The sequence below is a fragment of the Streptomyces sp. NBC_00582 genome, assembly GCF_036345155.1.
Classification (GTDB): Bacteria; Actinomycetota; Actinomycetes; order Streptomycetales; family Streptomycetaceae; genus Streptomyces.
On the sequence record NZ_CP107772.1, the window covers coordinates 2,389,197 to 2,416,092 of the forward strand.

Annotated in this window: 24 protein-coding genes and 6 pseudogenes; 16 read left to right on the forward strand and 14 right to left on the reverse strand. The window is 67.4% G+C overall.

Annotation, left to right across the window (positions count from 1 at the left end):
* Positions 1-135: 135 nt before the first annotated feature.
* On the reverse strand, positions 136-666 hold the full coding sequence (locus tag OG852_RS10145) for a proline dehydrogenase (RefSeq protein ID WP_330347643.1): 531 nt from the start codon (positions 664-666) through the stop codon (positions 136-138).
* A gap of 147 nt (positions 667-813) precedes the next feature.
* Positions 814-1,869, reverse strand: a complete 1,056-nt coding sequence (locus OG852_RS10150; protein WP_330347644.1) for a hypothetical protein — start codon at positions 1,867-1,869, stop codon at positions 814-816.
* Positions 1,870-2,962: 1,093 nt separating this feature from the next.
* Between OG852_RS10150 and OG852_RS10155 the strand changes: the two genes are divergently transcribed.
* From OG852_RS10155 to OG852_RS10165, 3 genes are all read left to right on the forward strand, one after another.
* Positions 2,963-3,127, forward strand: coding sequence for a hypothetical protein (locus OG852_RS10155; protein ID WP_330347645.1), 165 nt, complete (start codon positions 2,963-2,965; stop codon positions 3,125-3,127).
* Positions 3,128-3,271: 144 nt separating this feature from the next.
* A complete protein-coding gene (locus OG852_RS10160; protein ID WP_330347646.1) occupies positions 3,272-4,027 on the forward strand; it encodes a phytanoyl-CoA dioxygenase family protein in 756 nt (251 codons plus the stop codon).
* A gap of 104 nt (positions 4,028-4,131) precedes the next feature.
* Positions 4,132-4,956, forward strand: a complete 825-nt coding sequence (locus tag OG852_RS10165) for a serine/threonine protein kinase (protein ID WP_330347647.1) — start codon at positions 4,132-4,134, stop codon at positions 4,954-4,956.
* Between the two features lie 120 nt (positions 4,957-5,076).
* On the opposite strand, the gene OG852_RS10170 is transcribed toward OG852_RS10165, so the two are convergent.
* Entirely contained in the window at positions 5,077-6,060 is a 984-nt protein-coding gene (locus OG852_RS10170; protein ID WP_330347648.1) for a phosphotransferase, read from the reverse strand.
* Positions 6,061-6,480: 420 nt separating this feature from the next.
* On the opposite strand from OG852_RS10170, the gene serS reads away from it, so the two are divergent.
* The 4 genes from serS to OG852_RS10190 all read left to right on the forward strand — a co-directional run bounded on the left by serS (position 6,481) and on the right by OG852_RS10190 (position 10,712).
* Positions 6,481-7,770, forward strand: a complete 1,290-nt coding sequence (gene serS / locus OG852_RS10175) for a serine--tRNA ligase (RefSeq protein WP_330347649.1) — start codon at positions 6,481-6,483, stop codon at positions 7,768-7,770.
* A gap of 239 nt (positions 7,771-8,009) precedes the next feature.
* Positions 8,010-8,816, forward strand: coding sequence for a BtpA/SgcQ family protein (locus OG852_RS10180; RefSeq protein ID WP_330347650.1), 807 nt, complete (start codon positions 8,010-8,012; stop codon positions 8,814-8,816).
* 26 nt (positions 8,817-8,842) lie between these two features.
* Complete coding sequence (locus OG852_RS10185) at positions 8,843-9,916, forward strand: SIS domain-containing protein (protein WP_330347651.1); 1,074 nt, start codon at positions 8,843-8,845, stop codon at positions 9,914-9,916.
* Positions 9,917-10,250: 334 nt separating this feature from the next.
* Complete coding sequence (locus OG852_RS10190; protein WP_330347652.1) at positions 10,251-10,712, forward strand: NUDIX hydrolase; 462 nt, start codon at positions 10,251-10,253, stop codon at positions 10,710-10,712.
* 189 nt (positions 10,713-10,901) lie between these two features.
* On the opposite strand, the gene OG852_RS10195 is transcribed toward OG852_RS10190, so the two are convergent.
* A complete protein-coding gene (locus OG852_RS10195; RefSeq protein ID WP_330347653.1) occupies positions 10,902-11,549 on the reverse strand; it encodes an HAD family hydrolase in 648 nt (215 codons plus the stop codon).
* A gap of 213 nt (positions 11,550-11,762) precedes the next feature.
* On the opposite strand from OG852_RS10195, the gene OG852_RS10200 reads away from it, so the two are divergent.
* Together OG852_RS10200 and OG852_RS10205 are read left to right on the forward strand one after the other, a co-directional pair.
* Entirely contained in the window at positions 11,763-12,356 is a 594-nt protein-coding gene (locus tag OG852_RS10200) for a non-canonical purine NTP pyrophosphatase (RefSeq protein ID WP_330347654.1), read from the forward strand.
* Positions 12,357-12,595: 239 nt separating this feature from the next.
* A pseudogene (locus tag OG852_RS10205) lies at positions 12,596-12,913 on the forward strand (hypothetical protein); the annotation flags it as partial.
* A 29-nt stretch (positions 12,914-12,942) separates the two neighbouring features.
* Here the strand turns inward: OG852_RS10205 and OG852_RS10210 are convergent.
* Together OG852_RS10210 and OG852_RS10215 are read right to left on the reverse strand one after the other, a co-directional pair.
* A complete protein-coding gene (locus OG852_RS10210) occupies positions 12,943-13,848 on the reverse strand; it encodes an IS3 family transposase (RefSeq protein WP_330347655.1) in 906 nt (301 codons plus the stop codon).
* Positions 13,845-14,162 carry a transposase gene (locus OG852_RS10215; RefSeq protein WP_330347656.1) on the reverse strand — a complete coding sequence of 106 codons (318 nt, stop codon included), beginning with the start codon at positions 14,160-14,162 and terminating at the stop codon, positions 13,845-13,847. Before OG852_RS10215 ends, OG852_RS10210 begins: the two co-directional genes overlap by 4 nt.
* Positions 14,163-14,231: 69 nt before the next feature.
* On the opposite strand from OG852_RS10215, the pseudogene OG852_RS10220 reads away from it, so the two are divergent.
* The 5 genes and pseudogenes from OG852_RS10220 to OG852_RS10235 all read left to right on the forward strand — a co-directional run.
* Positions 14,232-14,768 (forward strand): annotated as a pseudogene (locus tag OG852_RS10220) (hypothetical protein); the annotation flags it as partial.
* Positions 14,769-14,834: 66 nt separating this feature from the next.
* Positions 14,835-15,359 (forward strand): annotated as a pseudogene (locus tag OG852_RS10225) (GNAT family N-acetyltransferase); the annotation flags it as partial.
* 62 nt (positions 15,360-15,421) lie between these two features.
* A pseudogene (locus tag OG852_RS50930) lies at positions 15,422-15,655 on the forward strand (transposase); the annotation flags it as partial.
* A 67-nt stretch (positions 15,656-15,722) separates the two neighbouring features.
* Positions 15,723-16,640 (forward strand): annotated as a pseudogene (locus tag OG852_RS10230) (IS3 family transposase); the annotation flags it as partial.
* 279 nt (positions 16,641-16,919) lie between these two features.
* Positions 16,920-17,918 carry an asparaginase gene (locus tag OG852_RS10235; RefSeq protein WP_330347657.1) on the forward strand — a complete coding sequence of 333 codons (999 nt, stop codon included), beginning with the start codon at positions 16,920-16,922 and terminating at the stop codon, positions 17,916-17,918.
* A gap of 588 nt (positions 17,919-18,506) precedes the next feature.
* On the opposite strand, the gene OG852_RS10240 is transcribed toward OG852_RS10235, so the two are convergent.
* A complete protein-coding gene (locus tag OG852_RS10240; protein ID WP_330347658.1) occupies positions 18,507-19,022 on the reverse strand; it encodes a GNAT family N-acetyltransferase in 516 nt (171 codons plus the stop codon).
* A gap of 78 nt (positions 19,023-19,100) precedes the next feature.
* On the opposite strand from OG852_RS10240, the gene OG852_RS10245 reads away from it, so the two are divergent.
* Positions 19,101-19,658 carry an HD domain-containing protein gene (locus tag OG852_RS10245; RefSeq protein WP_330347659.1) on the forward strand — a complete coding sequence of 186 codons (558 nt, stop codon included), beginning with the start codon at positions 19,101-19,103 and terminating at the stop codon, positions 19,656-19,658.
* 15 nt (positions 19,659-19,673) lie between these two features.
* On the opposite strand, the gene OG852_RS10250 is transcribed toward OG852_RS10245, so the two are convergent.
* Both OG852_RS10250 and OG852_RS10255 read right to left on the reverse strand, forming a co-directional pair.
* Positions 19,674-20,144, reverse strand: coding sequence for an NUDIX hydrolase (locus OG852_RS10250; RefSeq protein ID WP_330347660.1), 471 nt, complete (start codon positions 20,142-20,144; stop codon positions 19,674-19,676).
* Between the two features lie 15 nt (positions 20,145-20,159).
* Positions 20,160-20,909 carry an XRE family transcriptional regulator gene (locus tag OG852_RS10255; RefSeq protein ID WP_330347661.1) on the reverse strand — a complete coding sequence of 250 codons (750 nt, stop codon included), beginning with the start codon at positions 20,907-20,909 and terminating at the stop codon, positions 20,160-20,162.
* Positions 20,910-21,017: 108 nt separating this feature from the next.
* On the opposite strand from OG852_RS10255, the gene OG852_RS10260 reads away from it, so the two are divergent.
* Positions 21,018-21,707, forward strand: a complete 690-nt coding sequence (locus tag OG852_RS10260; RefSeq protein WP_330347662.1) for an HAD family hydrolase — start codon at positions 21,018-21,020, stop codon at positions 21,705-21,707.
* 37 nt (positions 21,708-21,744) lie between these two features.
* On the opposite strand, the gene OG852_RS10265 is transcribed toward OG852_RS10260, so the two are convergent.
* From OG852_RS10265 to OG852_RS10285, 5 genes and pseudogenes are all read right to left on the reverse strand, one after another.
* Positions 21,745-22,314, reverse strand: coding sequence for a class I SAM-dependent methyltransferase (locus tag OG852_RS10265; RefSeq protein WP_330347663.1), 570 nt, complete (start codon positions 22,312-22,314; stop codon positions 21,745-21,747).
* Positions 22,311-23,546, reverse strand: a pseudogene (locus OG852_RS10270) (MFS transporter); the annotation flags it as partial. The pseudogene OG852_RS10270 and the gene OG852_RS10265, both read right to left, overlap by 4 nt.
* A gap of 168 nt (positions 23,547-23,714) precedes the next feature.
* A complete protein-coding gene (hemC, locus tag OG852_RS10275) occupies positions 23,715-24,668 on the reverse strand; it encodes a hydroxymethylbilane synthase (RefSeq protein ID WP_330347664.1) in 954 nt (317 codons plus the stop codon).
* Between the two features lie 162 nt (positions 24,669-24,830).
* Entirely contained in the window at positions 24,831-25,970 is a 1,140-nt protein-coding gene (locus OG852_RS10280; protein WP_330347665.1) for an NUDIX hydrolase, read from the reverse strand.
* Positions 25,960-26,412: an NUDIX hydrolase gene (locus OG852_RS10285; protein ID WP_330347666.1), complete on the reverse strand. Its 453-nt coding sequence runs from the start codon at positions 26,410-26,412 to the stop codon at positions 25,960-25,962. Before OG852_RS10285 ends, OG852_RS10280 begins: the two co-directional genes overlap by 11 nt.
* Positions 26,413-26,896: the final 484 nt, after the last annotated feature.

The window sequence follows — 26,896 nt, forward strand, 5'->3', positions numbered from 1 at the left end:
TGTCTACGGCGTCGCTGCACGGTGAGTAGGCATTTTGATCCTCGACTCCACTGTCAGCCCGCACCGAGCGGCGCAGCAGGTCACAGCGCTCAGCGGCCTCCCCCTGGCGAACCGCAAGTGCGCCCAGGAGCACGACTAGGAGACCCGTATCCGGCTGTCGCCGAGGACGTCAGAGGCCGCCGCTCGGAAGCCCTTCACGGCCTGGTACAGCAAGTGCTCCCGCTCGGCGGCGAGCACGGTGTCCGCGGCCTTGCGGGAGGTGTCTTCCGCGTGGGCATCACGCACCATGCGTCGCATGACCTCGGCGAGGTTGTCGGCCGCGTGAACCACACCATAGAGCGCCTCCACCACGGAAGGCGGCCCTTCAAGGATGACGAACTCGGCCGCCCGGTGGACGCTGCGGACCTGGGCTGTGAAGCGCTCCATCTTCTCGTCGACGTCCCGCAGGTCCGGCTGTTCCGCCCGCAGCGCGTCGCGTACTGCGTCCAGGGCGACATCGCGGTCGTACACCGCGCCAAGGTAGTTCGCGTACGCGTCCCGGCGGTGCTGCCGGCGCCACTGGCCGAACTGCGAGCGCGCCGCCGCGCGGCCGGTGACCATCGCGGCGCCGAGGGTGGCAAGTGAGCCTACGACAGCGCCGAGCAGTGCGGTGAGTCCAGCATCCATGACCCCATTCTCTCTACGCTGAGGCGCAGTTGAGGCCCGGCCAGAAGCGAGCCCAGGCGTCGGGGGTCACCCACGGGTACAGGGTGGTCGTTTTCAGGGGAGCCCTATCAGGGCAGAGCCGGGCCGGCAATCCGCCGCGTGCCGTGATCAGGCGCGCGACAGAGAACTCGCCTCGTATCGCAGCTGGTAGGCGCGCACCCCGCTGCCATTCATCCGGTAAATCGTGATCGTCGACAAAAACTGCTCCTTGACCTCCAGGGTGCGGCGCCGCTCCTTCTCCGCGATACCGCTGATCCACTGCTCCACATGCTCCGGGAGCTTGAACGCCAACTCGTATGCCCCCTCGGCGGCCACCGGTGCGAGGGTCCACTCCGCCGCCGCTCCGGTCCCCCGCCGCCTGATACGCACCGCATGGTCTGGCATCGTCTCCGCGTAGGCCAGGAAGCCTTTGTGGTCATCAGCTGCAAGGGGAAGGATGAACGGTGCCGACGGGAATCCGAGCAAGAGCTCCGCATCGCTGTGCTGCTGGAGCACCGCGACGAACTGCGCGATCGCCGCTTCGGCAGCCTGCTTGAACTTGCCCTCACCCAGCGACACGGAAGGCAACAGGTTCACCGGAGACGTCTCCAACGCCTTCCGCATCTGCGTGCGCAACCACGACAGCGGGAAGGGCTCGCCTTCGGGCCAGTACTGCCTCTGTGCCTGAAACAGGGACCACGCGGTGCTCCCGATGATCCCGAGCAACCACGAGAAGGACGCCCCGGAAAGGTCGACGAGCGAAATCTGATGCGCCAGAGCGTACTTCTGCGCATCCGACGTGAAGCCGTTCGCGGAGAACAGGGCGTACGAATACTGATAGCGCTGCCTCGGCCTTGTGCCAGCGTGCGTCATGAAATTCTCGTTCACGTCGTGCAGTACCCCGTGCCCATTGCGGACAACCTCCAGTCCGCAAGGCTTCTGGTAGAACTTGGCCTCAAGGAAGAGGCGGACCGGCATCGAGAACGCCGGGGTGAAGGCAAACTCTCCCAGCACATCAACCTGGTGGAGGGCCCCCCTCCCACGTACCCGCAGCGTATCGCCGGTCGACACCAGCTCGACCGGATCCTGATCTTCATGAACCAGCAGGCGGTACCCGCTGAAGCGCAGCAGCCAGGCCAGTGACTCCTCCAGCAGATATCCCCGCAACGCGGAATCCTTGGCCACTCCCCCGCCCTCCCTGTGAATCCCGGTGTCACACCGCCTCGATCTTCTCATCACCGAACAGGTGCCGCAGATACCGGCCCGCGCCCGAATGACGGTGCGGCTGCGCGAGGCGGCCGACCGGGCGGTGCACGAACGACGTTGGAGCCACCGTGATACAAGCCGCCCGGGATCTGGGCTTGTCCTGGCCGACGGCGATAACCGCTTTCGTTGACGCCTCCGGCGACGGTGGGCTGCTCGGCCAGGCCGAGGTAGGTCGAAGCCTGGCTTGCCTCGGCGTAGCAGTAGGGAAGCGAACGGCGCTCAGTCGATCGACGTGGGAGATGCACCCTGTCCAGGTAGTGGGCGATCTGCCGCAGAATCGAGGGATGGATGTCGTACGACGCCAGTTCAGTGGGCAGGACCCATGGCAGAGGCAGCGCAGCGTCTCCCCGCTGAGTCGTGGCGCATCCGGCGAAAACGTCAGGTAGACGCCTTGTGCCCAGGACAGAAGCGGTGATGTGGATCGGCCAGTGGCGCACCGACCGGCGGCCTGCTGTGACAGACGCTCAATTATCGGTCTGCCCTGTGCGTTTAGCGGCTCGTCCACCACGCTGCCCCGGCTCCCGTGGCCGTAGTGACAAGAGTGACGAGCCATGCAGGTATCCGTTGTATGACCAAGTGCAGCCCGCCAAAGTGGAGTTCGAACTGGGGCGGCGTGCTGGTCGTGTCGGTCTCCGGTTTCATGTATTCAGCGGAGCACGCAGGGGCGGCGGCGGACAGCGGATCGCTGTTGCGGAGGTGTTGCGGACTTACTGCCATGCCTGTAGGCAAGCACAGTCCCGACACACGCCGTTGATCTCTGTGGATAACGCGGGGGTTGTGGATAACTACACTCAACAGCCGCCTCGTACGGAGTCTCACACCGCGCCAGTGTAGGCGCGCACCCTGCCGTACCAGCCGGGATGGTGTCCCATCGTCGCTGCAGCGGCTTCGTCGTCCGTGACGAGGACAGCTCGATCCAGGCAACGCCGCCTTCGAGCTCTGCACGAACGCCAACATCACCTGCGCCTGGCGCAAGATCGGTCGACTCTCGCGCCACAACGCCCGCCCGTGGATGGTGACCGCAGCCGGCTACAAAGTCGGCATCGCCCAGGACGACAACCACATCCGACTCCGCGGCAGGCCGCAGGCCATGAAACACGCCAACCAGGCACTCTACGAAAAGGCCGTCGTCGACGCCCTCCTCAACAGCCTGACGGCGCGCAGGGCCGGAAGCTGACCTGCCAATGCCATTCCGAGACAGAGCAAGTCAGCACCACCCGCCAGGGCCACTCGCAGACACAGGTGCTCCCGCGGGAGCGTCAACGGGTGGCGAAGATAATTTGGTTGCTGAGGAAAGAGGCTGCCTGCTGCACTGAACGGTATGGCGACGACGATCACCAGCGAGGCGCGGACCGCGTTCCGCCGGAACGGGTTCGTGGTGATTCCCGGCGTGCTCAGCGACGAGCAGATCACCGCAGGACGCAAGACCGTCACTGCGCTGCTGGAGCGGCGCCCCTTCGCCGACGATCACGTCGGACCGTATTTCCTGTGGCCCCGCTTTGATGCGGAGGACCATCCGCTGCTCGACTTCTACCGGGAGACCGGGATCGGGGAGCTCGCCGCCCAGCTGCTGCGTTCGGATCTCGCTGTCCAAGACCCGAATGTCGCGCAAGTGGCGACGACGATCCCGCCCTGGCCGCACCGGCCGGGCGGCCCGCACGTCGACGGCCTGACGCCGTGCGAACCGGACGGGCGCCCCGGCAGCTTCTCGCTGCTGGCCGGCGTATGGCTCACCGACCATGACCGGCCACACCGGGGGAACCTGTGGATCTGGCCGGGCACACATCTGCGATTCGGGCAGTACCTCGCCGAACACGGTGCGGATGCCCTGGCACGGGTCGAGGAGATGAATCCGGGACCGTACCCGAAGATCGAGCTCGGCGAGCCGATGCAGGCGATCGGCCCCGCCGGCAGCGTGCTGTTCGCGCACTACCTGCTCGCCCACAACATCGGCAACCACGACGGCACGGCGGACGAGAGGCGGCGCGAGACGGTGTACTACCGGCTCCACGCAAGCGGCCACCGGGAACGCTGGCGGCAGACGGTCACCAACCCGCTCGCCGAATTCCGCTCATAAGGAGCGGCGCGAAGCGTCCAGGCCGGCGCGTAGTGTCGGCCCACCAGGTGCGGTCGGCCTCGCCCTGTCGAAATGCGGCGTCCGGGCTGGAAGGATCAGACGTCATGCCATCGCACCCGCTGCTGGACACCGACTCCATCGACGCCTTGGAACCCTTCTTGCACAAAGTGGGCACCGTCTTCCGTGCCTTCCGGGAGCAGGACTCTGGTTGCGTGTCCTACGGGGTCGCTGTCGGTGGCAAGCGATGGTTCGTCAAGAGCGCGGTCACCCCGGATGCAGCCGCCTCCCTGCGCCGAGCTGTTCATGTCCATGCCCTGGTCCGGCATCCGGCGATCGTGCCCCTGGAGCGCCCCATCGCGCTCAGAGGTGGCCTGGCCCTGGTGTACCCGTGGGTGGAGGGTGAGGTCCTGTATCACCCCACCGCCTCGCGCAAGGGCGGCCGGGCCGCCCCGGGCAGCCCGATGGCCCGCTTCCGCCGCCTTCCCGTCCCCGACATCCTGACGGCGCTGGAGCGGATACTCGATGCGCACGTGACCGTGGAGAGGGCCGGGCTTGTCGCTGTCGACCTCTATGACGGGTGCATGCTGTACGACTTCGGGAACCGTCGCATGTTTCTGTGTGACCTGGACGAGTACCGTCCGGGGCCCTTCGTCCTGGAGACCGACCGGCTGCCAGGGTCCCGGCGCTATATGGCGCCGGAGGAGTTCGCCAAGGGGGCAACCATCGGTGTCCGAACGACCGTGTACGTGCTGGGACGTGCGCTACGGCTGCTGCTGGATGCGGGCGATGAAGAGCGGGAGTGGCGTGGTTCTGCGTCGCAGCTGTCGGTCATCGAGCGGGCCACCGCCGACGATCCTGCCCGCCGGTTCGCCTCGGTCGAAGCCCTGGCACGGGCATGGCGGGCCGCTGGCCCAAGGAGGCTTGGATAATCTTCCTCAAGCCGTCACCGGCGGCTGCGGCTCGAACGCTAGTTTCCCGCGCTGTTGACCATGTCCGCGGCCAGGTAAAAGGTCGGTCCGGCAGAGGGTCCCTCGGATCAGTCGCCCCGGTTAGATCGTCCAGCCACGCCGATCGACCAGCCATCGCAGGGTGACCTCGCCGCACCATGTCTGGTGCCGGCGAAGGTGCGGGGACCAGTCCGCCGGGGGCTGTGCCCCGGAAACCAGGAAGAAACCCGAGAGTGCGGCGAGGGCTGCATCGAGCTGTTCGTCGGCGACTCCGCGGGCCGTGGGATGTGCCGCGAACAAGGCCGTGGCGTCGTAGCCGTCGGCGAATGCGGTGGCCAAGAGCAGCACCAGATCGAACCAGCTCGCCCCGAAACAAGGCCAGTTCCAGTCGCAGATCCACGCGGCACCGCCGGCGTCGATCAGCACGTTGTCCAGACGCAGGTCGTGGTGCAAGACGGCATTGCCCGCAGTGGCCTCCCGCCAATGGCTCTCCAGCTCGGCCAGCTGCCGCGTTCGCGGGAGGGGCACCCACGCTGGCAGGAGCTCCGCCTTGGCGCTGCCCGCCTGAAGATCACGCCAAGCGGTGAAGTCACCTTCGGCGCTTACCGGCTTGAGGCCAAGACGCAGCAGCTGCGCCGAGGGCGCGGAGAGCATTTCGGCCGCCGCCGCGTAGGCGTTCAAAGTGGCGTCCAGGTCGCTGGGCTGCCAGGGTTCGGCAGGCATGCGGCCGCCATCGACGGCGTCGAAGCCGAGGACGACCCACTCATCCTGCTCCTCGACCCACCGCAGGCGTGGTGCCGGGACCTCCACAGGCAGGGCCTGGTTGATCAAAGACTCCCGCCGGTAGCAAGCCGCGATCACAGCGTTTTCCACATCGTTGATCGCCTTGATGAACTGACTGCCACCGGCCGTGTGGACCACCGCGGCGAAGCCGCTGGTAAATCCGCTCCCGGCACTCGGCCCGGCGTCCACCGCGCCGCCCAGGCGTCGTGAGATCAGCTGGCGGATGCCCTGCGGAAGCTGGTCCCAGCCTGGGCGTACGGCGGTGGAGCTGTAGCGCAGACGTGGAGTGATGATGTGCGGCATTCCGTCAGGGTGCGACAACACTCCGTCTCACCGCCACCGAGATTCGGGGGGTCGCGCGCCCGACAATCCGGGCGCTGGGCCGGCCCCTCGACACGCGGATAATTCCTTGCCGCCGGTGAAACAGCCGTCCTACCCTCGCTGCAACGCGCTGACGGAGACGAGTAACCACGGATCACGCGAGCCAAGAGAGCTGCCGGTAGCTGGGAAGGCGGCCTCGCGCCCGGGGAGAATCCCCTCCCGAGTGCGGGGAGGAACGGCCCCCAAGGCCCCATGCCCCGCCGGCTGGCCCCCGTGACCGGGCCCGAACGAGGCCGCCACCGTCCGGTGGCGGCGAAGCGTGGTGGCACCGCGAGCCCCCCTCTCGCCCACGCTCCCAGGGATCACGTCCGAGCCGGACCGATCGAACGGAGCGCCCCCGAGATGCTGGACATCACTGCCATCCGCGAGAATCCCCAACGCCTCCAACAGGCTCTGGCCAAGCGTGCCGTCCAGGTGGACCTTGAGGGATTCCTTGCCCTGGACGAGGAGTACCGCCGGGAGCGGACGGCCTGCGAACAGCTGCGTGCCGAGCGGAGGAAAATCTCGGCCGAGATCGCCCGGGAGCAGCGCGCCGGCGGAGACATCGACGGCTTGCGGGCACAGGCGACGGCCGTGGTCGAGCGCCTTGCGGTGCTCGAACCGCGCGTGGCGGAACTGGAGCTTGCGTGCCGGGACTTCCTCACCGCGCTGCCCAACGTGCCCGATGAGGATGTCGTAGCGGGCGGCAAGGAGAACAACGAAGTCGTCCGCACCATCGGAGCCAGGCCGACGCTCGGCGAGACGGCGAAGGACCATGTCGAGCTCGCGCAGACCTTGGGGCTCATCGACTACGAGCGCGGTACAAAGCTCGGCGGCAGCGGTTTCTGGGTCTACCGGGGCGATGGCGCGATGCTCGAATGGGCCCTTCTCAACTACTTCGTCGAGTCACACCGGCGCGACGGGTATGAGTTCGTCCTGCCGCCGCACATCCTGACCTACGAGGCCGGTTACACCGCCGGTCAGTTCCCGAAGTTCGCCGATGACGTCTTCGTACTCGAGCAGGGGGACACAGGACCACAGCGGTTCCTGCTGCCGACCTCGGAGACGGCACTGGTCAACCTGCACCGGGACGAGACGCTGCCGGAGGCCGAGCTCCCGAGGAAGTACTTCGCCTACTCCCCCTGCTACCGCAAGGAGATCGGCGGCTACCGCACGGCGGAACGCGGCACGCTGCGCGGCCACCAGTTCGACAAGGTCGAGATGTTCCAGTTCACGCGGCCCGACGACTCGGACGCCGCGCACGAGGACCTCCTGGCCCGGGCCGAACAGCTGGTGACAGAGCTGGGCCTGCACTACAGGATCACCCGACTCGCGGCGCAGGACACCAGTGCCGCCATGGCGAAGACCTTCGACGTGGAGGTGTGGCTACCCAGCATCAACGCGTACGTCGAGGTCAGCTCGGTGTCGAACGCACGCGACTACCAGGCACGGCGCGGCAACATCCGCTACCGGCCGCGCCAGGGCAAGTCGGCCTTCGTCCACACGCTGAACGCATCGGGCCTGGCGACCAGCCGGCTGCTGCCGGCCATCCTCGAACAGCATCAGCAGCCGGACGGCACGGTCGTCGTGCCGGACGTACTACGCAAGTGGGTGATGCGGGACGTCCTGGCGGCGTCGAGGAGCAGCCTCTGATGTGCCTGTAGAGGTCATCACACTCAGCGTCCCTTCGTGGACGCTCGCGCCCCAAAAAGCGTGATCATCTGGCTTGTTCCAGACGCGCCTGGACGGGTAATGGCGCCGCCAGGATTGGTGGCAGCACACCAAGGGGAGGACCTCCCGGTCACCTTTCGCGATCACATGGACGAGAAGCGACGCCGGGTTCGCCCTTGCGGCTCGTCACAGGCCAAGGGCAAAGGTTGAGGGGATGGCTGATGCGGGAGTTCGCCACGCTGGGCAAGCGCAAGGCGGTGCTCGGCATGATCCACTTGCAGCCCCTGCCGGGCACGCCCTTCCACCAGGAGGGGAGCCTGTCACAGATCCTCGATACGGCCGTTCAGTCGGCCAGGGCGCTGTATGAGGGCGGGGCGGACGGGTGCCTGGTGCAGACTGTCGACCGCGTCTACACCACCGCTGACAAGTCCGACCCGGCGCGCACGGCCGCGATGGCGCTGATCGTGCGGGCGATCGCGGATGCGACTGGGGAGGACTTCCAGGTCGGTGTGCAGCTGATGCGCAACGCGCTGCGGGCGTCGCTGGCGGTGGCGAAGGTGGCCGGCGGCAGCTACATCCGCGCGGGGGCCCTGGTCGGCGCGACGCTCAGCGCCAACGGCCTGGTGCAGGCCGATCCACTGGCCGTCATGGAGTACCGGAAGAAGATCGGCGCTATGGGCGTCAAGGTGATCGCCGAGGTGGACTCGATGCACTTCCGCTGGTTCGGCGGCGACAAGACCACCGCGGAGGTCGCGCGGGCGGCGAAGTACGTCGGCGCGGACGCGGTGTCGCTGTGTCATCCCGACGACGACACAACACTGGAGATAATCGCCGCCGTACGCCAGGCCGTGCCCGGGCTCCCGGTGTTTCTGGCCGGCCACACCAACCATGACAACGCCGCCCGGCTGCTGGCCGCCGCCGACGGAGCGTTCGTCGGCACCTGCCTGGAGAGCGGCGGCTGGGGCGGCACCATCGACGTCGAGAAGGTCAAAGCGTACGTCGGCATTGTCCGAACTCTGGATTCGTGACCGCACGCCCGCAGAGGGAGGCACGCATGGAACCGCTCGACCCCGAAGTGATGATTCGGCAGGTCGCACAGCTGCCGGCCGACCTGCGCGAGCGGACACCGCTCTTCGACGAGCGCGTCCACGCACTGTTGCCGACTTCCAACTGGGCACGGATCGATCACGTGTTCCTCACCGGAGACGGCGACTCCTACCACGCCTCCTGCGCTGCCGAGATGGCCTTCGAGACCCTTGCCGGAATCCCCTGCGAACCGATCAGCGCCCACCGTTTCCTGCACTACGGCCCCCTGCCCACGGCCGCTCCCGTCGGCCCGGGCCGCCAAGTGCTGCTCATCGCCACGTCCGCCTCCGGCACGACCAAAGCGGTCGTCGAGGCCATCGAGCACGCCACAAAGCACGGAGCACTCACCGTCGCGATCACCGGCACACCGGACAGCCCCGTCACCCAGGTGGCCGACCATGCCCTCATCGTCGACCTGTCGAACCCGGAGCGCTCTCCCGGCATCCGCACCTACCAGGCCAGCCTGCTCGGCATGCTGCTCACCGCCCTCCGCCTTGCCGAAACCCGCACCCCTGCCTGTCCTACGGACCGGCTGCGCGAGGAATTGACGGGGCTCGCCGACACGGTCGAGGCCACTGCCCACGCGGTCCGGGACCGCTGCCGCCAGGTGACGGGGGAGATCGCCGACGCTCCCGTAGTGACCATCGTCGGCAGCGGGCCCGGATACGGCACCGCCTTGTTCGCCGCTGCCAAGATCATCGAAGCGTCGGGCGTCTACGCGGCGGGGCAGGACCTGGAGGAGTGGAGCCACGTCGAACGCTTCGCCTATCCCATCGACAACCCCGTCGTCGTCATCGCTCCGCCCGGCCGCTCTCTGCCCCGGGCCGCCGCGCTCGCCGCCCAGGCCCACCGACTCGGCCGACGTGTCATCGCGGTCACCGCCAGAGATGACACCGCGGCGTTCCGCCACGTCCATACGGTGCTGCCCGTGCACGGCACGACGCGGGAGGAGTTCTCGCCCCTGCTGTATCACGTCTTCGCCGACTACACCGCCTGCTACCTCGCCCAACACCTCACGCGCTCGCCGTTCCAGGCCGGCTGACTCTGCCCCACCGCACGGGAGTGTCAGGGCCGCCTGACACCGTGCCTTCATGATGATCGCGACCAGCGAGCGGCAGCTTCCTGCTCGTTGTGCAGGAGCAGGTGCTCGCCGACTGGGCAAAGTCGACGCATTCCGGCTGCTGGCCGGAATGCTCCGGCGGAGAACTCTGATCAGCACAGACGCCGGGGCCTCCCCCGCCCAAACCAGGGGAAGGCAACCAGTGCAGCATCTCGTCCCCCCTGACGGCACGCCCTCGCCGAGCAGTCCCGTGCGAGGGGCCACAGAAGGGCCGCGCGCCCGTGGCATAACTCGCTTGACTGCCACACTGGACGGCGTGACCACCCTCCTGCGCCAGGCCGCCCGTGTCATCCTCCTCGACCAAGAGCAGCGAGTGATGCTGCTCCGCTACGACGAGAACCAAGGATTCTGGGCCACCCCCGGTGGCTCCTTGGAACCGGGCGAGGACTACCCCACCGCCGCCCTGCGCGAGCTGCGGGAGGAACTTGGCCTCGAAGACGTCGAACTCGGCCCGCAGCTCGCCGAGCGCAGCAAGCACCACCACGTCAGCGGACAACCCGTCCGTCAAGTCGAGAGGTACTACCTCGCCAGAGTCGACGCCGACGACGTCGACCCGGCGAGCGCCACTCAACCTGACGAAATCCGCGAACGACGCTGGTGGGCCCTCACCGAGCTGCACGCCACGGCCGAGACGGTCTACCCGATCGGCCTCGACGACCTGGTCGCCAGCGTCCTCGAACACGGTGGCCCCGTGTGCCCCGTCGTCCTAACCGGGTGACCGTTCCCCGCCTGGTGCGGGGGAAAAGCCTCCAGGCATGAGAGGCCGGGTCCAACCTGCCGTGCACCGCCGTGGCCTGCGGCGTCGACGGCGTACTACGGCCATGCGGGCGCGAGTTCGTGCCCTGTCGGCGTCGCCCTTTTACGGATTGGGTCTTGTCGAGGCCCTGGGTCGGGCCGACGGCGTCTATCAGGTCGTGCTAATGACAAAGTTGATCGCGGAGGACACCTCGTCAGCAACTTGGGTGGGCTGGTAGGAGTCCTGGAGCCACGGCCTGCCGGCCGACACCCACACGCTTCGAAGACCGAGCGCGTTCGCGCCCGCGATGTCGGCATGCGGTGAATCGCCGATGATCCAGGCGCCGGAGAGGGGAACTCCGACGGCTTCGGCCGCCGCCTGAAAGATCTCCGGGCCCGGCTTCCTATGACCGACGTGTTCGGAGATCACCCAGCCCTGGACCAGCCGGTCGAGCCCGGTTTTGCGGATCTTCGTTTCCTGCTGCACCGTGCGGCCGTTGGTGACGATCACGCAGGTCCAGCCGTCGGTGAGCGCCTTGGTGAGCGCCTCGCGGGTGGTCTCGGCCAGCACTACGCGATCAGCGGCACCATGGTCGAGAAGAGTCCGGATAGCAGTTTCAGGAAGCGCCTGCCCATAGCGGTCCGCCATGGCCTCAGCGACAGCCAGTTTGGGTGTGTAGCCGCTCGCATCGAGGGTCATCAGCCATTCGATGTCGGTCGCAGGCAGTGCATGCTCGGCCAGGAGCGCGGTCGCTGCGGCCTGGAATGCGGCGTCGCGATCTACCAAAGTGTTGTCGAGATCCAGCATCAGCAACGGCATGACCGTCAGTTGATCACGAGCCATGGCCTCCGGGCAGGTGGTTTCCGGGCAGCGACGGCGTGATCTCACGATGGATCAAGAAGCCTGGCAGATCAATCCGTCATGCAAGAGAATCGATCCACCTACAACCCCATACGTGCTGGGCTGGGGGCCGGCCATCGGCTGCTGCCTGAGAAGACGTGAAGGGCTCGTGCGGGAAAGGATTCTTCTTACATGCCAGGCATCCGGATCGCGATGTGTACCGGGAACAACGGCAAGTTCCGTACGGCTCAAGAACATCTGGCGCCTTTGGGTATCGAGGTCGAACAGGTCGTGTTAGAGCTGGATGAGATCCAGACGACATCGGTCTCGGAGATCGCGCAGCACAAGGCTCGTCAAGCGTTCGCGATTCTCAGGCGACCACTCTTTGTCGAGGACTCAGGCTTCTGCATCGAAGAGTTCGGCGGCTGGCCGGGGCCCATGGTCAAGCAAGCCCTCGAAGCCTTCGGACCGGTTGGGCTTACACATCTCGCAGACCTTACGGAGAACCGGACATGCCGGTTCGCGAGTGCCGCCGTCTACGTCGATGAGCAGGGTGATCTCCACACCTTCGCGGACGACTCCCGGAAGCCGGGCTCCATCGCCGCTACCCCGGATCGCGGCCACGGACCACGGTCTTGGTCGGACCTTTGGTCGATCTTCGTTCCAGAGGGCACCACAGCGACCCTCGCGGCGCTGCCCCCTGCCGAGCAGGAGCAAGTGTTTGCCGAGTGGGCGAAGTGTTCGGTCGTCGCCGCCCTGGGACAATGGCTTGCCCAGTCCCATTGACGCTGCGGCGGTGATCACCTCAGAGGAGAGGAAGACAGGCGCCCGTGGTTCAGGATGGTCGATCGTCCATCACTGGGATGGTGCTGGCTCCATGGCACCTCTGGACAGTGCGGCGGAGTAGAGGACAAGGTGCGCACACTCGCGCTCAGCAGCCGCCGAGGCCACGTCAGCCGTGACGGTCACCTCCATGGACTTGACCCGTTCTTGCTAGCGTCAGGGAACGGCACGCAAGGAGCTTTATGACAACACCATCATCCACAGTCGCCCCTGTCGATTTACGTGTTCAGCCAGTTGATGAAGCCCTCGTACGCGTGGAGCGTGCTCTTGGCGTGCGTGTGGCCCCGGAGACGGTGGTACGAAAGCGCCGAACGGTTGGTGCGCGGACGGACCGCAACACCTGGGTGCGGATCGAGCGACGCCCGCTCGAAAAGGTCACGGGGCAGGGCTGGAACGGCACGGAGTGTGCCGCACTTCTGGACGGTGTCGCGAAGCCTGCTTGGCTCCAGGGCCTGTCGTGGAGCGACCCGGCAGGAGCGGCGATGTGGCGAGCCGATGAAGTTTCCCCGTGATCTTGGACACGTTTCCGTCACGCGGCGAGAGCGTGGTCTGGTTTCGTTCCTTGGTGGCGCTGGCGGGTCTCGTGGGGTGTGAGGTAGCCCCACTCGGGGTGCCTGCGCAGGCGCCTGCGGTTGTAGTAGGTCTCGATGAACGTGAAGATGTCGGCTCGTGCGCTGGCCCGGTCGTCCCAGATGCGTGTGCCGATCTCCTCTTTCAGCACGGCGAAAAAGCTTTCCGCGGCGGCGTTGTCGAAGCAGATCCCGGTCCTGCCCATGCTCTGCCGTAGCCCCAACTTGCCGAGCCTGTCTCGGAATTGCGTGGAGGTGTACTCCGATCCGCGGTCGGTGTGGATGATGCAGCCGTCTTCCAGGTGGCCCAGGCCGGCGGCCATGTCCAGGGCGTCGACGACCAGGCCGGCGCGGTGGTGGTCGGCCATCGAGTAGCCGATCACCTCGCGGGTCGCCAGATCGAGCCAGGTCGCCAAGTAGAGCCAGCCCTCGGCGGTGGGGACGTAGGTGATGTCGCCGACCACACGCAGGCCGGGGGCCGGGGCGGTGAAGTCACGCCCGATCAGGTCCGGCGCCGGCGCGGCCTTGCGGTCGGCGCGGGTGAGGCTGCGACGCCCGGTGCGACGGCTGTGACCGGCGATGCCGTGTTCGCGCATGAGCCGCTCGACGCGCTTGCGGTTCACCAGGCGGCCACGGCGGCGCAGTTCCGCGGTGACGCGCGGAACGCCGTACGTCTTCCTCGATGCGACATGGATGACGGTGATCTCGTGGACCAGGGCGAGGTCATCACGCTCGCGCACCAAGCGGGCCTGCTCCCCGGCTTCCCAGGCGTAGTACGAGGAACGGGCCACGCCGAGGACGGCACACAGCAGGACAACGGTGAAATGGGCCTTCTCCGCACGGATGAACCGGTATATCTCGCTCACCGGTCGCTCTCCTTCGCGAAGAAGGCCGTCGCTTTTTTCAGTATCTCGATCGTCTTGGCCTGATCGGCGGCGAGCTTGCGCAGCCGCTTGAGCTCCTCCCGCTCGGCCGCATCCAGCCCGCTACCGGCGGCCACCGGCGCCCCCGCGGCGGCCTGCCCGGCACCGTTCGCCTTCTTCACCCAGCCCCGCAGACTCTCCGAGCTGACGCCCAGTTCCCGGGCGACCTCGGTCACCGTCCGGCCCGAGGACGCCACGAGCGCGATTGCGTCCCGCTTGAACTCCTCCGAGTACCGCTTCGTGTACTTGCTTCCCACCTGGCACTGCTTCCTCTGGGCTCACACAGCCCAGTGTCCAGGTATCCACGATCAAGGGGAAGCTTCACCGACGAGACCGAGCTGCTGCCCGGAGAACCGGTGGATCCGAATTCCGTGTTGGCGCTTCCAGATGAGTGGTGGGAGGCGCTAAACGCCTCGCTGGATGCCCTGACCGCCCACCACACAACGCGCATTGCGACACCGGACACCGTTGTGATCACTCAGGTCGGAGTCACTGAGGCGATCAAAGCAACGTTCCGCGAGGTCTCCGATACGACGATCAGGGAGTGGTCTCCGGCGCACGCGGACCTGAACTGGGCGAACGTGACTGCGTCGCGGTTCTGCTTGTTCGACTGGGAGGACTGGGGGATGGCTCCCCGGGGCCTGGATGCGGCATGGCTGTGGGGGAACTCCCTCGCCTACCCAGAAGTGGCTGAGCGTGTACGGCGTGAGCGAAGCCAGGATCTGGAGAGCCGGGACGGCAAGCTCATGTCGCTGTTCTTCTGCACGAATATCCTCGGCCCCCATGCCCATCCGGACGACCCCCGGCGGGGCCTTGCCCAGAGTGAGACGAAGCGCATCGTGGCAGAGCTGCAGGCGGGCTAACGAAACGCCCTGGGATCTGTTGCACAGTGGCCAGTTGAGGTTCGTGGTCTGTGCTTCTATTCCAGGGTGAACAAGGAGAACTCAAGGTCGTCCGGCAATCGGGCAGGCCACTCGGTTCGGCGTCGAACTGTCCGCGACCTTGAGGAGTGCGTACGAGTCCTCGAGGATGTTCATCAGAGCGACGGCTATCCGGTGAACTGGCCGGAAAGGCCCGGCGAGTGGCTATCGCATGCGTCCTTGCTGGGAGCCTGGGTCGCGGAACTCGACGGCCGTCTCGTCGGCCATGTCAGCTTGTCTCGAAGCAGGGAAGGCGATCTGGCCGCTCGGTTATGGAGCGAGCGGAACGGCGTGAGGAGGGAACTGGCCACAGTTGTCAGTCGGCTGTTCGTAGCTCCTCAGGCGAGAGGACACGGAATCGGCGCACTGCTGATTGGCCATGCTGTGGAGGAAGCACAGCGTCTTGGCCTGCATCCGGTGCTTGACGTCGTGACCTCCGATACGGCCGCGGTAGCCCTGTACGAGCGGCTGGGATGGGAACTGCTGACCACGGTCGAGCAACGATGGAGCCCGCATCAGACGGTAGCCATGAAGCTTCCCCTTGATCGTGGATACCTGGACACTGGGCTGTGTGAGCCCAGAGGAAGCAGTGCCAGGTGGGAAGCAAGTACACGAAGCGGTACTCGGAGGAGTTCAAGCGGGACGCAATCGCGCTCGTGGCGTCCTCGGGCCGGACGGTGACCGAGGTCGCCCGGGAACTGGGCGTCAGCTCGGAGAGTCTGCGGGGCTGGGTGAAGAAGGCGAACGGTGCCGGGCAGGCCGCCGCGGGGGCGCCGGTGGCCGCCGGTAGCGGGCTGGATGCGGCCGAGCGGGAGGAGCTCAAGCGGCTGCGCAAGCTCGCCGCCGATCAGGCCAAGACGATCGAGATACTGAAAAAGCGACGGCCTTCTTCGCGAAGGAGAGCGACCGGTGAGCGAGATATACCGGTTCATCCGTGCGGAGAAGGCCCATTTCACCGTTGTCCTGCTGTGTGCCGTCCTCGGCGTGGCCCGTTCCTCGTACTACGCCTGGGAAGCCGGGGAGCAGGCCCGCTTGGTGCGCGAGCGTGATGACCTCGCCCTGGTCCACGAGATCACCGTCATCCATGTCGCATCGAGGAAGACGTACGGCGTTCCGCGCGTCACCGCGGAACTGCGCCGCCGTGGCCGCCTGGTGAACCGCAAGCGCGTCGAGCGGCTCATGCGCGAACACGGCATCGCCGGTCACAGCCGTCGCACCGGGCGTCGCAGCCTCACCCGCGCCGACCGCAAGGCCGCGCCGGCGCCGGACCTGATCGGGCGTGACTTCACCGCCCCGGCCCCCGGCCTGCGTGTGGTCGGCGACATCACCTACGTCCCCACCGCCGAGGGCTGGCTCTACTTGGCGACCTGGCTCGATCTGGCGACCCGCGAGGTGATCGGCTACTCGATGGCCGACCACCACCGCGCCGGCCTGGTCGTCGACGCCCTGGACATGGCCGCCGGCCTGGGCCACCTGGAAGACGGCTGCATCATCCACACCGACCGCGGATCGGAGTACACCTCCACGCAATTCCGAGACAGGCTCGGCAAGTTGGGGCTACGGCAGAGCATGGGCAGGACCGGGATCTGCTTCGACAACGCCGCCGCGGAAAGCTTTTTCGCCGTGCTGAAAGAGGAGATCGGCACACGCATCTGGGACGACCGGGCCAGCGCACGAGCCGACATCTTCACGTTCATCGAGACCTACTACAACCGCAGGCGCCTGCGCAGGCACCCCGAGTGGGGCTACCTCACACCCCACGAGACCCGCCAGCGCCACCAAGGAACGAAACCAGACCACGCTCTCGCCGCGTGACGGAAACGTGTCCAAGATCACGGGGAAACTTCACCATCCACTGTTATGCGGCGGCACCATGACGCCTACGCCGCGATGTAGTTTGTCACGGCCCCTCGCTGGTCGGCACGGTCGCCTCGCATCCGGCGGCTTACTGTCGTATCTCGTGGCATGGCACGGTCGCGCGTGACACCAGCAGGCACGATGGAGCGACCGATAGCCTTCGCGAGGCGATCTTCGTGTGCGGATACGTGACGATCTCCACGCGAACCGGACCTGACGAAACGGGAGCCTGGGGGCATGGTGGGTGCGACGAGAACTGTGGCGGTCTACTCGCTGGGCGGCACCATCGCCATGACCGCCGACCCGGTGACCGGCGGGGTCGTACCGGCCCTGTCCGCGCACGACCTACTCGCCGCCATCCCCGGCCTGGACGAGCGCGGCATCGAGCTACGTGTCCGCGACTTCCGCCGGGTGCCCGGCGCCTCACTCACCTTCGACGACCTGACCGAACTCGGGGGCGCGATCGACAAGACCCTCGACGGCGGCGATGCCGACGGAATCGTGATCACACAGGGCACCGACACCATCGAGGAGACCGCCTTCTTCCTTGACCTGCGGCACGGCCACGACCAGCCGGTCGTCGTCACCGGGGCCATGCGTAACCCCACCATGGCCGGCCCCGATGGCCCCGCCAACCTGTACGCGGCCGTCATCGCCGCCGCTGACCCCCGACTGCGCGGAGCGGGGGCGCTGGTCGTCCTGAACGACGAGGTCCACGCGGCACGGCACGTCCGCAAGGCCCACACCACCAGTCCCGCGGCGTTCACCTCGCCCGGAGCAGGCCCCATCGGCCGCGTCACGGAAGATCTTGTACGGCTGGTCTCGCCGCCACCCCGACGTCTCGGGGTTCTGAAGCCGCCGAGCCGCGAGGTCCGCGTGGGCCTGTACACGGTCAGCCTCGGTGACGACGGCACGCTGCTCGCTATGTGGGATGGCCGATGCGACGGTCTGGTCGTCGCCGCCTTCGGCGTGGGCCACGTCCCCCAGCGCCTCGTGGAGACACTCGAACACCTCGCTTCCCGTATCCCTGTGGTCCTTGCCTCGCGCATCGGCAACGGCCCCGTCCTGACGGGGACATACGGCTTCCCGGGATCGGAGAAGGACCTGATCGGCCGCGGCCTCATCCCAGCCAGCGATCTCGGCCCGTACCAGGCACGGCTCCTGCTGCACGCCTTGCTCGCGCAGGAATCCGACCGTAAGACAATCGTCGAGACCTTCACTGCCTTGTCGAATTGACCCCACCTGGGACCTGGGCGACCGGCCCAGAGGACCGCGCCTAGGCTGCCCGACGTCGGCCGAATTCACCCAGCCAGCAGTCCCGTCGACCTGCCATCGCACGGGACGATGGCCTCGACGCCTCCATGCATGACCTCACCGTCCGCCATGAACCGCAGCACCCCAACAACTCGTCCAAGGGCTCTGACCGTTCGTCGAGCCACGCCGCTCACGTTCTCCCTCGCGTTCGACGGTGCTTTGTACGAAGTCCTCTGGGATCAGGATCGTTCGGGCACCTTGCGCCGACCCGACGCCAGCGCCAAGCCCAGGCCAAACACTGCCGCCGTCCCAGGGCACCGGACGGCCCTCGATAGGCTGGCCCGCCGCACGGCCGTCAACATCTACGGCCATCCGCCGCCCGGCTCGTTCGTCGTCTCCCCATCCGCCTTCAGCAGCTCCTGGACCACCTCGCCGCCCCTATACCCACCTGACGGGCTGCCCGCTCTCCCCAAGATGGGCTTTTACCTGCGCGGTCGACGCTGGCACAGCCCAGTGAGCCTTTCCAGCCTCATCCTGGGGTTGTTGAGCACCGCGCATCGGCGTGCTACATCAGCTCGGTCCAGAGTGAGACGAGACAGACAGATACAGGAGTTCTCCGCGCTCGTCCGTACGTGCGTACTGCACCACCATGCCCAGACCGGCCGCGATCTGTATCGAGGCTGCGTTAGCCGGTCGGATGGTGGCCCACACTCGGCGGATACCAGCCGAGAAGCACTCCTCCAGAACCGCTTGAGCAGCTTCACCGGCCAGCCCTCGCCCTCGGTGGCCACAGCGGACCTCGTAGCCGATCTCCGGCTCGGCGGCTCCGGTGCGGCCCGCGAAAACTCCGCAGTTACCGACCAACAGGCCGCTGTCACGCAAGCGCAGCCCGTACCAGGCCAACCCGCCGCTGTGCATCGCACGCATCCGGCGTTCGATCCACTCTGCGGTCTGTTCAACCGCGGCAAAAGGGCCGCTGCCGATGGTGTGCGTCTGTGGATCGCTGAAGATTTCGTGTAGCTCAGCTACGTCGTCAGGCTGGAAGCACCGCAACTGCAACCGTGACGTCTCGATGAGCGCCCGCATTCATCCCCCTGGAGACGTCCTGGGACGTCCGGCCTAGCACGACCCGGCTGCCGCGCTTTCCGTCATAGCCTGTCAAGCATGGACCTCACCGTGTGGGCCCGCGACCTGGCCGAGTCCCTTCTTGCCGAGCCCCTGCCGCGACGCTGGGCTCACTCTCAGGGCGTCGCAGCAAGGGCGCATTCCCTGGCAGGGATTCTGGGCAACGATGCAGAACTGCTGTGGGTTGCGGCGATGCTGCACGACATCGGCTACACGCCAGCGCTGGCCGCCACTGGATTCCATCCGCTAGACGGCGCCCGGTACCTCCGTGATCACACCGTTGCGGACGAGAGACTGGTGCGGTTGGTAGCCAACCACTCGTGTGCCGTGCTGGAGGCAGAGGAGCGCGGGCTGAGGGGGGAACTTGAAGCTGAATTTCCCCTTCCCGATCATGCTGCGTTGGTGGACGCCCTGGCTTACTGCGACATGACGACGACACCGGACGGTGAGCCGACCACGGTCGATGCCCGCCTGGCGGAGATCCTGGGTCGGTACGGCCAAGACAGCATCGTCGGGCGGTTCATCCGCCGAGCGGAACCCGAGCTGTGCGGGGCAGTGCACAGGGTCGAAGTCCGACTCGCTTCGATCGGAGGGTAGTGACGCGCGCGGGGCTCAGTCCACGTGGGGATACGTTCCGTCGAGGAAGTGAGCGATCTGCTTCCGCATGGAGGGGTGGATGTCGTAGGCGTCGAGTTCGCTGGGGAGGATCCATCGGACGCCATCGGCCTCCTCGTTGATGGTGGGCTCGCCTCCGACTGGCCGGCCGATCACGGTCACCTCGTATGCCTGCCGGATCTCTCCGTCCGTGTAGGCCACGACATGCTCGGGAGGCGAGTACACGCCGAGGAGCCCGGCGGGTTCGGCGTCGATTCCGGTCTCCTCCTTGCATTCCCGGACCGCGCACTGCGACGGGGATTCCCCGATGTCCATGGCTCCCCCGGGAAGGGCCCACTGTCCCGTGTCCCGGCGCCGCTGCAGGAGTATCGCCCCGTCCGCTTCCCGGACGACCAGCATGTTGCACGCCGGGATCAACGTGTTCGGCTTGGGTGCATTCTCGTCGTACCAGTACTCCGTACGTCCCATCGCGGGCCGCGCTCCTCACATGGACTCGGGTGACCAGGGCTGTGCAGTCTCCCAGACCGCGTCGAAGCTGCCGGCGTAGTGGTCGAACCAGCCGTCGTCCCCCAGGCGTCGCAGTTCGAACAGGGGGTTGGCGCTGGCCGGCTGCCCCCACACGTGCGGGTTGACGAGGAGTGCGTCGTCGAAACGGAAGAGGCTGTTGTACAGCGTCGTGTCGTGGAGGCGTACCTCGCAGCCGGGGGTGCCGATCAGCTTGCGGTAGTAGGTGAGCGATGCCCTGATCTTCGCTGAGAGGGTGCCGCCGATCCCTTCTTCCTCGTCTCGGACGGCGACCGCCTTGCCGGACGGGTCGCCGAAACAGAGACGGACCCGGACGCCGGCGTCGGCGCGCTCGGCGAGCATCGCCGCCACGCGCGGGTTGGTCTGGGCGAAGAACGTCCCGCTGAACACCAGGACGTCGATGTGCTCCTGCGCGGACTTTAGGAGGCGGACCCAGGTCGTCTGCGGAACGCTCGCGCGGTTGGGAAAGGCGGCGACCAGTTCTGCCTGCTCCGTAGGCTGTCCCGGGGTGTCGTCCTCCTCCGGCGGCCACAAATACGATTCGTCCACGCCGAGATGTTTCGCAACCGCCCAGCGGTGCCTGCGGAGTGGCTGCCGACCCAGGCTGATCCAGCGCTCCACCGTCTTGACGTCGACTTCGCAGGAAGCCGCAAGGTCCTCCGGAGTCACCTTCCGCTGGATCATCACCGTACGCAGCCGCTCGTTCACATTCGCATCCTCGCAGGACGCCCTGGGACGCGGCAAGATCTTGCGGGACGCCAGGACGTCCCAAGAGGGCACTACTAACAGGCAGTTCACGCTGCATACCCTGGTCACGTGCAGCTCATCGTGCTCTGGGACGTGGACCACACCCTTGTAGAGAACGCCGGCGTGAGCAAGGAGATCTACGCCAGCGCCTTCAAGGCACTCGCTAAGCGGGAGGCCGAGCTGCCCGCTCCCACGGAGGGGCGTACGGACCGGGCGATCATGCGCGAGATGTTCGTCCAGCACGGCCTGCCGGTTCCCGCATGGGATCGGGCGCAGCGCGCACTGGAACAAGCCGGGCGTGACCGCGAAGAAGATCTGCGGCAACGGGGTCATGTGCTGCCCGGGGCCCAGGAGGCGTTGAAGGCGCTCGCGGCGGACTCCGCGGTCTGTTCCTCAGTCCTCACCGGCAACATCTCGGCCAATGCCCGCGTCAAGCTGCGTGCGTTCGGGCTCGACAGCCTCCTCGACATGGCCGTCGGCGGATACGGCGAGGACAGCGACAACCGAGCACGGCTCGTCGACACCGCCCGCGCCCGCATCCATGCCGCCCGCGGCATCCCGCTCGTCGCGCCGACCGTCCTGATCGGAGACACGCCCCGCGACGTGCGCGCGGCGCATGACGCCAGGGCACGCTGCATCGCCGTTGCCTCCGGGATCCACTCTGTGGCAGAACTCCACGCCGCCGGCGCCGATGTCGTGCTCGCCGATCTGACCGACACGGAGGACCTGTTGACCTGCCTGCGGACGACACTGACCTGAGCGGACATCTGGGCTCTGGCCGCAAACCAGTACTGGGTCAGGGGCGCAAGGCATAGCAGCGCAGCGTGTCGAGATCTTCGCTGCGGACAGATGACCACGACCCGGTCAGCAATTCAGCGTGCTGCGGGCTGATCCCGATGGATTTCCGTTCATTCGGGAGGCGTTCAGCGAGCGGGGTGACGACCCAGAACGTCCCGCCGGGCGGGAGAAGGTATCGGATGCGGTCGAGGAAAGCCGCCTTGTCCTTGATGAAGGCAAACACCAAGCGGCAGGTGACGACGGCGTAGCCCGCGTCCGGCAACGCTCGGATGTCGTCGGTTTCGATGTCCATCTGCTGCAAGTGGGGGCCGTCGGGCGGGTCCTGTTCTGCCTGGGCGATCTCCAGAGCGGCGGAGGAGCAGTCGATCGCTGTGGTGCGGTATCCCAGGTCACCGTGCAGATACTGGGCGAGGGACCCGTCGCCGCAGCCGATGTCGAGCGCGGGCCGGCCGTGGCCGGCACCGAGGAACTGGCCGGTCAGTTCCTGTTCTTCGGGGCTGAGCTGCCGGTAGCGGCGCCCGGATTCCCACAGCGGGTTCCAGTAGGCGGCTGGGGTGTCGATCGTCACGGGTTCGCTGGCTCCTCGGTAGCGGTCAGGGGCGTGGGGGCGGCTGTGCCCAGGCCGCGGACGGGGGAGTTCCACAGCACGAGGAAGGGGACGACCAGGGCCACGGTGATGAGCGTGAGGGTGGGGCGCAGCCCGAGCCAGGTGCCAAGGGCGCCTGCGGCGAGGGCAGCGAAGGGGCGCAGGCTGAAAGCCAGCCACGATCCGGTGGCCTGGGCACGTCCTTGGAGTTCGTCCGGGGCGAGTTCCTGGCGGACGGCTCGCTGGAGTCCGCCATGGCACACCGCGGCTCCAGTTTGGATGATCATGCCGGTGCCGATGGCGACCTGCCCGCCGAGCCCGGGTTCGGCGAGGACCAGGGGGACTTGGGCGAGTGGGTTGAGGGAGAGCGCTCCAAGCATCACCGGGCCTGGACCCCAGCGTCGTTCCAGGGGCTGCCAGATGAGAGCGCCGAGGATGCCGCCGACTCCGCCGGCGCCCATGACGATGCCGAGGGCGGTCGGGCTCCAGTGGAGTTCGCGCAGCAGGTACAGCGACCAGAGGGCGCTGCTGGCGGCCAGGACGAAGGAGGTGGCCGTGTTGGACAGCACGATGGACCGTACGACGGGAGTGTTGAGGGTGTAGGTGAGGCCCTCGCGGATCTCTGCCCATTGGCTCGTGCCGGCCTTTCGGGGTGGTGGCGGGGCCTCTCGGTGCTTGATGCGCCACAGGAGCAGGGCGCTGGCCAGGTAGGAGGCGGCATCGATGGTGACGGCGCGGGCGGCGCCGAGCGTGGTGACGAGGGCGCCGCCGGTGTTGGTGCCGATCAGGTCGGCCAGGGAGTTCCCTACGCCCATCTTGGAGTTGCCGTCCTTGATCCGGTCGGGGCCGAGGAGGGAGGGCAGGTAGCTGATGGCGGCGTTGCTGCCGATGACCTGCAGGGCGGCCACGGTGAAGGCGACGGCGTAGAGCTGGATCAGGGTGATACGGGCGAGGGCCTGTGTGATGGGGAGGGTGAGGAGGACGGCGGCGCAGAGCAGGTTGCAGGTGATGATCAGGGGGCGTTTGCGGCGGCGGTCGGCCAGGAGGCCGGCGTGGAGGGACAGCAGCAGGGGTGGCAGTTTGGAGGCGAAGGCGATCAGCGCGACGTTGAAGGTTGAGGCGTGCAGGTCGACGACGGCCAGGACGGAGAGCGCGATGGTCGTCACTCCGCCTCCGGTGACGCTGATGCCCTGCGCGAGGGCATAGCGCCGGAAGTCGGTGTGTCTCCAGAGGCTTCCTTGAGCAGGTGGCCCGGATCGGTGTGGAACGACTGTGCTCTCCCCTCATGCGTACGACTTGTTGAGCCGGTGCCCGTTGTCCCGCACCCGTGTATCGCTTCGCCTGTTGCCGGGAGCGGATCGCTGCCGCATGCCCCTGGTTGGTCAGCGCGGAAGCAGCCGCTCGACACCTTCACCGCGCAGTAGCTGGGTGATGTTCTCGGCGAGACCGCCCGGGTCATCAGCCGGTCCGGTGGCTGCTACGTGCATCGCGTCGTCGCCGGAGGGATGGAAGACGGAGGCGTCGACTCTGATGTGGTTGGGTCGGTCGGTGTAGTGGGCGTGTACCGAGCAGGCGGTCTGGCAGTTTCCTTTGAGCTGGGCGAGGACGCCGCGCTCCACGGCCAGCAGCCGCGCGGTGGCGGAGTCGTTGATGGCATCGAGGAGATGAGCGGCGATCGTGTCGCCGCTTCGCTGTTCGACGACGAGTGTCCCCGCGCCGGTCGCCGGTGCCAGGACCGAGGGCGGAATGAGCTGGGTGGCGCGGTCGGCCCTGGCCACCCGGCACAGGCCGGCGTAGGCGACAACGAGAGCGTCCAGCGGCTTGTCCCCTTCCCTGGAGTCGAGGCGGGCGAGGCGGGGGATCAGGTTGCCCCGTACCGGCTCGATGGTGAGGTGGGGGTAGCGGGCGCGCAGCTGGGCGATGCGGCGCGGCGCGCTGGTGCCGACGACGTGTCCGGGCGGGAGGTCGTCCAGAGTGGCTGCGGGCTGGCCTGCCGGGAGGACGAGGGCGTCCCGGGCGTCGTCCCGGGGCAGGACAGCGCCGATGACGGTGTCGGTTCCGCGCTCGTGGGGGCCGGGCAGGTCCTTGGCACACGAGACGGTGACATCGACGCGTGCGGTGGCCAGTGCTCGGTCCAGCTCGCGTACCCAGACTGCCTTGCCACCGATCTGGGACAGAGGTCCCTGGTGAAGGTCGCCGGCGGCTTTCATCGGGGAGAGGTGAACGGCGACCTGGGGGAAGGCGCGTTCGATCAGGCCGGCGACGTGTGCCGCTTGGACCTTGGCCAGGTCGGAGTCGCGGGTGCCGATGACGAGCCGGGGTGGGATGTAGGTCACGGAAGGATCCTGGGGTCGGGGAAGTGGGAGGTGAGGATGGTGACGATCGTGGCGACAGCGAGACCGACCGCGATCACGCCGACGCAGCCCAGCAGGTCACGCAGCGTGCTCCACAACGGGTCGGTCCACTTGCTGGGCCTCCGGGCAGCAGGGCAGTCGGTGTCAGCCGGGGCTCGAATCGAGAGCCGGGATCCCTTCATCCGGGATCGCGGTGACTGGCTGGTGTGCGCCCATCGGAATCCCCCAGCGGTCCGCCGCGGCTCGAGCCGCGCACAGAGCTTGCTCACGCCCCGCGCGCCCCAGCCCGAGCAATTCGGCTGCCTGCACCGGGGCCACCAACAGTCGGCCGTACGAGATGCCGGTCGCCACGTCCTCGGACGCCGGACCGAGGGCAGCGACGCGCGCGATGTAGCGCGCGCGGGCGTTCGCCCCCGTTCCGGGGCCGTAGACAGCCCCGTCGGGGTCCAGCAGGTAGCCGAGGTAGGTAACGTCGCGTAGCTGAAGGGCCGCTTCTTCGGCGGCTTCGCGTGCCGCAGTCGCCGCCGGCCCGTCGTCGTCATCCTCAACGGTGCCCCCTGGCAGGACAACGTGACCGTCTCGCGGATCCACTAGGACCACCACCCGGCCGAGGTGGTCAAAGGCCCAGGTCCAAGCTTGTTTAACTGGAAGGTCGGGGGTGGGCTCGGTGCCGGGGTACCAGGAGATGTCCTGGTACCCGGCCGCAATGCGCGGGATGACGTTCAGGCGTTGCAGCACCTGACCGTCCCCGACGGCGTTGCCGTCCTCCAACACGGCGGGTCCCGCCCTGCCGATCCGGGCACGCAGGGCAGCCAGCATCCGCCGTCCCTCGATCGGGAACATCCGGGGCGCGGCCTGTGCCGGTGGAAGGAAGTGGAACGAGGTGATCTCGTTCCCGGGCAGGCGAATCCGGGCGATGTCGTCCTCCTCCAGGACGCCGCCGTCCCAGATGGAGACCGTTTCACCGGAAAAGCCGTACACCTTCTCGTACTCCGGATTGCCCTTGCTCACCCAGTCGACCGCCAAGAGCTGGTGCACGTCGATGGACAGTCCGAGCTCCTCGGCCACCTCCCGCACCGCCGTGGCCGAGGGCCGCTCCGACTGCTCCACGCCCCCGCCGGGTAGCAACAGCGTCCCCGGGCGGTACGCCGGGTCGAGTACCAGGATCTTGCCGTCCGTATCCGTGAACAGGACCGCGGCGCCGCTCCAGAAGGCCGCGCGTGACCGCGCGTAGTCCTCAGGCGCCATCAGCCCCACAGGCTCCCGCCCGTCCTCAACATGCATCGGGCCACCCCACCGTGCTTGCGCTCTGGCCTCGCTGAATGCAGATCAGGGCCTGGCGGGTGTAGCGCACAAGCCTGTCCGGCAGAGCCGAGAGCGGCCACCACTTCAGATCCGCGCACTTGTCCGGCTCCGCGATGTACGGCCGCCCGGCGTACTGGTTGGCGGTGAAGAAGATTTGCAACCGGCTCACGTGAGTCTCGGGGTCGTGGTCGTGGACGGTGTGCGCGACCACCAAGTCCTCCTCCGCGAGGGCGATGCCTAGTTCCTCGCGGGCCTCACGGACCATGCCGGCGAGGAAGGACTCACCGTCCTCAAGGTGGCCAGCGGGGACATGCCACCAGCCGTCACACCAAGCAGTGCCCGCGCGGAGGCCGAGCAGCACCCGATCTCTCTGAACCAGGACCAAGTGAAGCCCGATCACGGATCGGTAAGGCAGCGCCATCTCCTTCTCGACGTGTCGGCCCGATCGGGAAGCAGTTGACTGCGCTAGCAGCAGGGCGAACCCCCGGGCGCGATGCGATCCCGACAGTTGGAGAGCGCACGGTCCAATGGCGGGCGAGGGCAGTGGTCCGGTCAACGCCCGTGCGGAGGTCCCTGCGCGCGGGCGGCGCCGGGCAGGGAGAACAATGGGCATAACGGGGCCTCCCGAGGCATGAGGAATCCAATGCGCCTGCCGCCTGTGACCGCAGCGACTCGGGTGCCCGTTGCCGGACGCCGACGAGTCTATCCAGCCTGAGCCGTAAGCTCGTTGGGCGAGTCCGTGTTACGGCCGCTTCCACTCGATGTGGTAATTCTTCGGTGCCCTATCCGCGTCGAGCGGGCCTTGGACAACGCCCTCCATCTCTGCCGCGGTCGCCCAACTGCGTGCCGTGACCTCCCCGGCTGGGCCGAGTCCGGCCGATACGATGACCGGGCCCGGCCTCCAC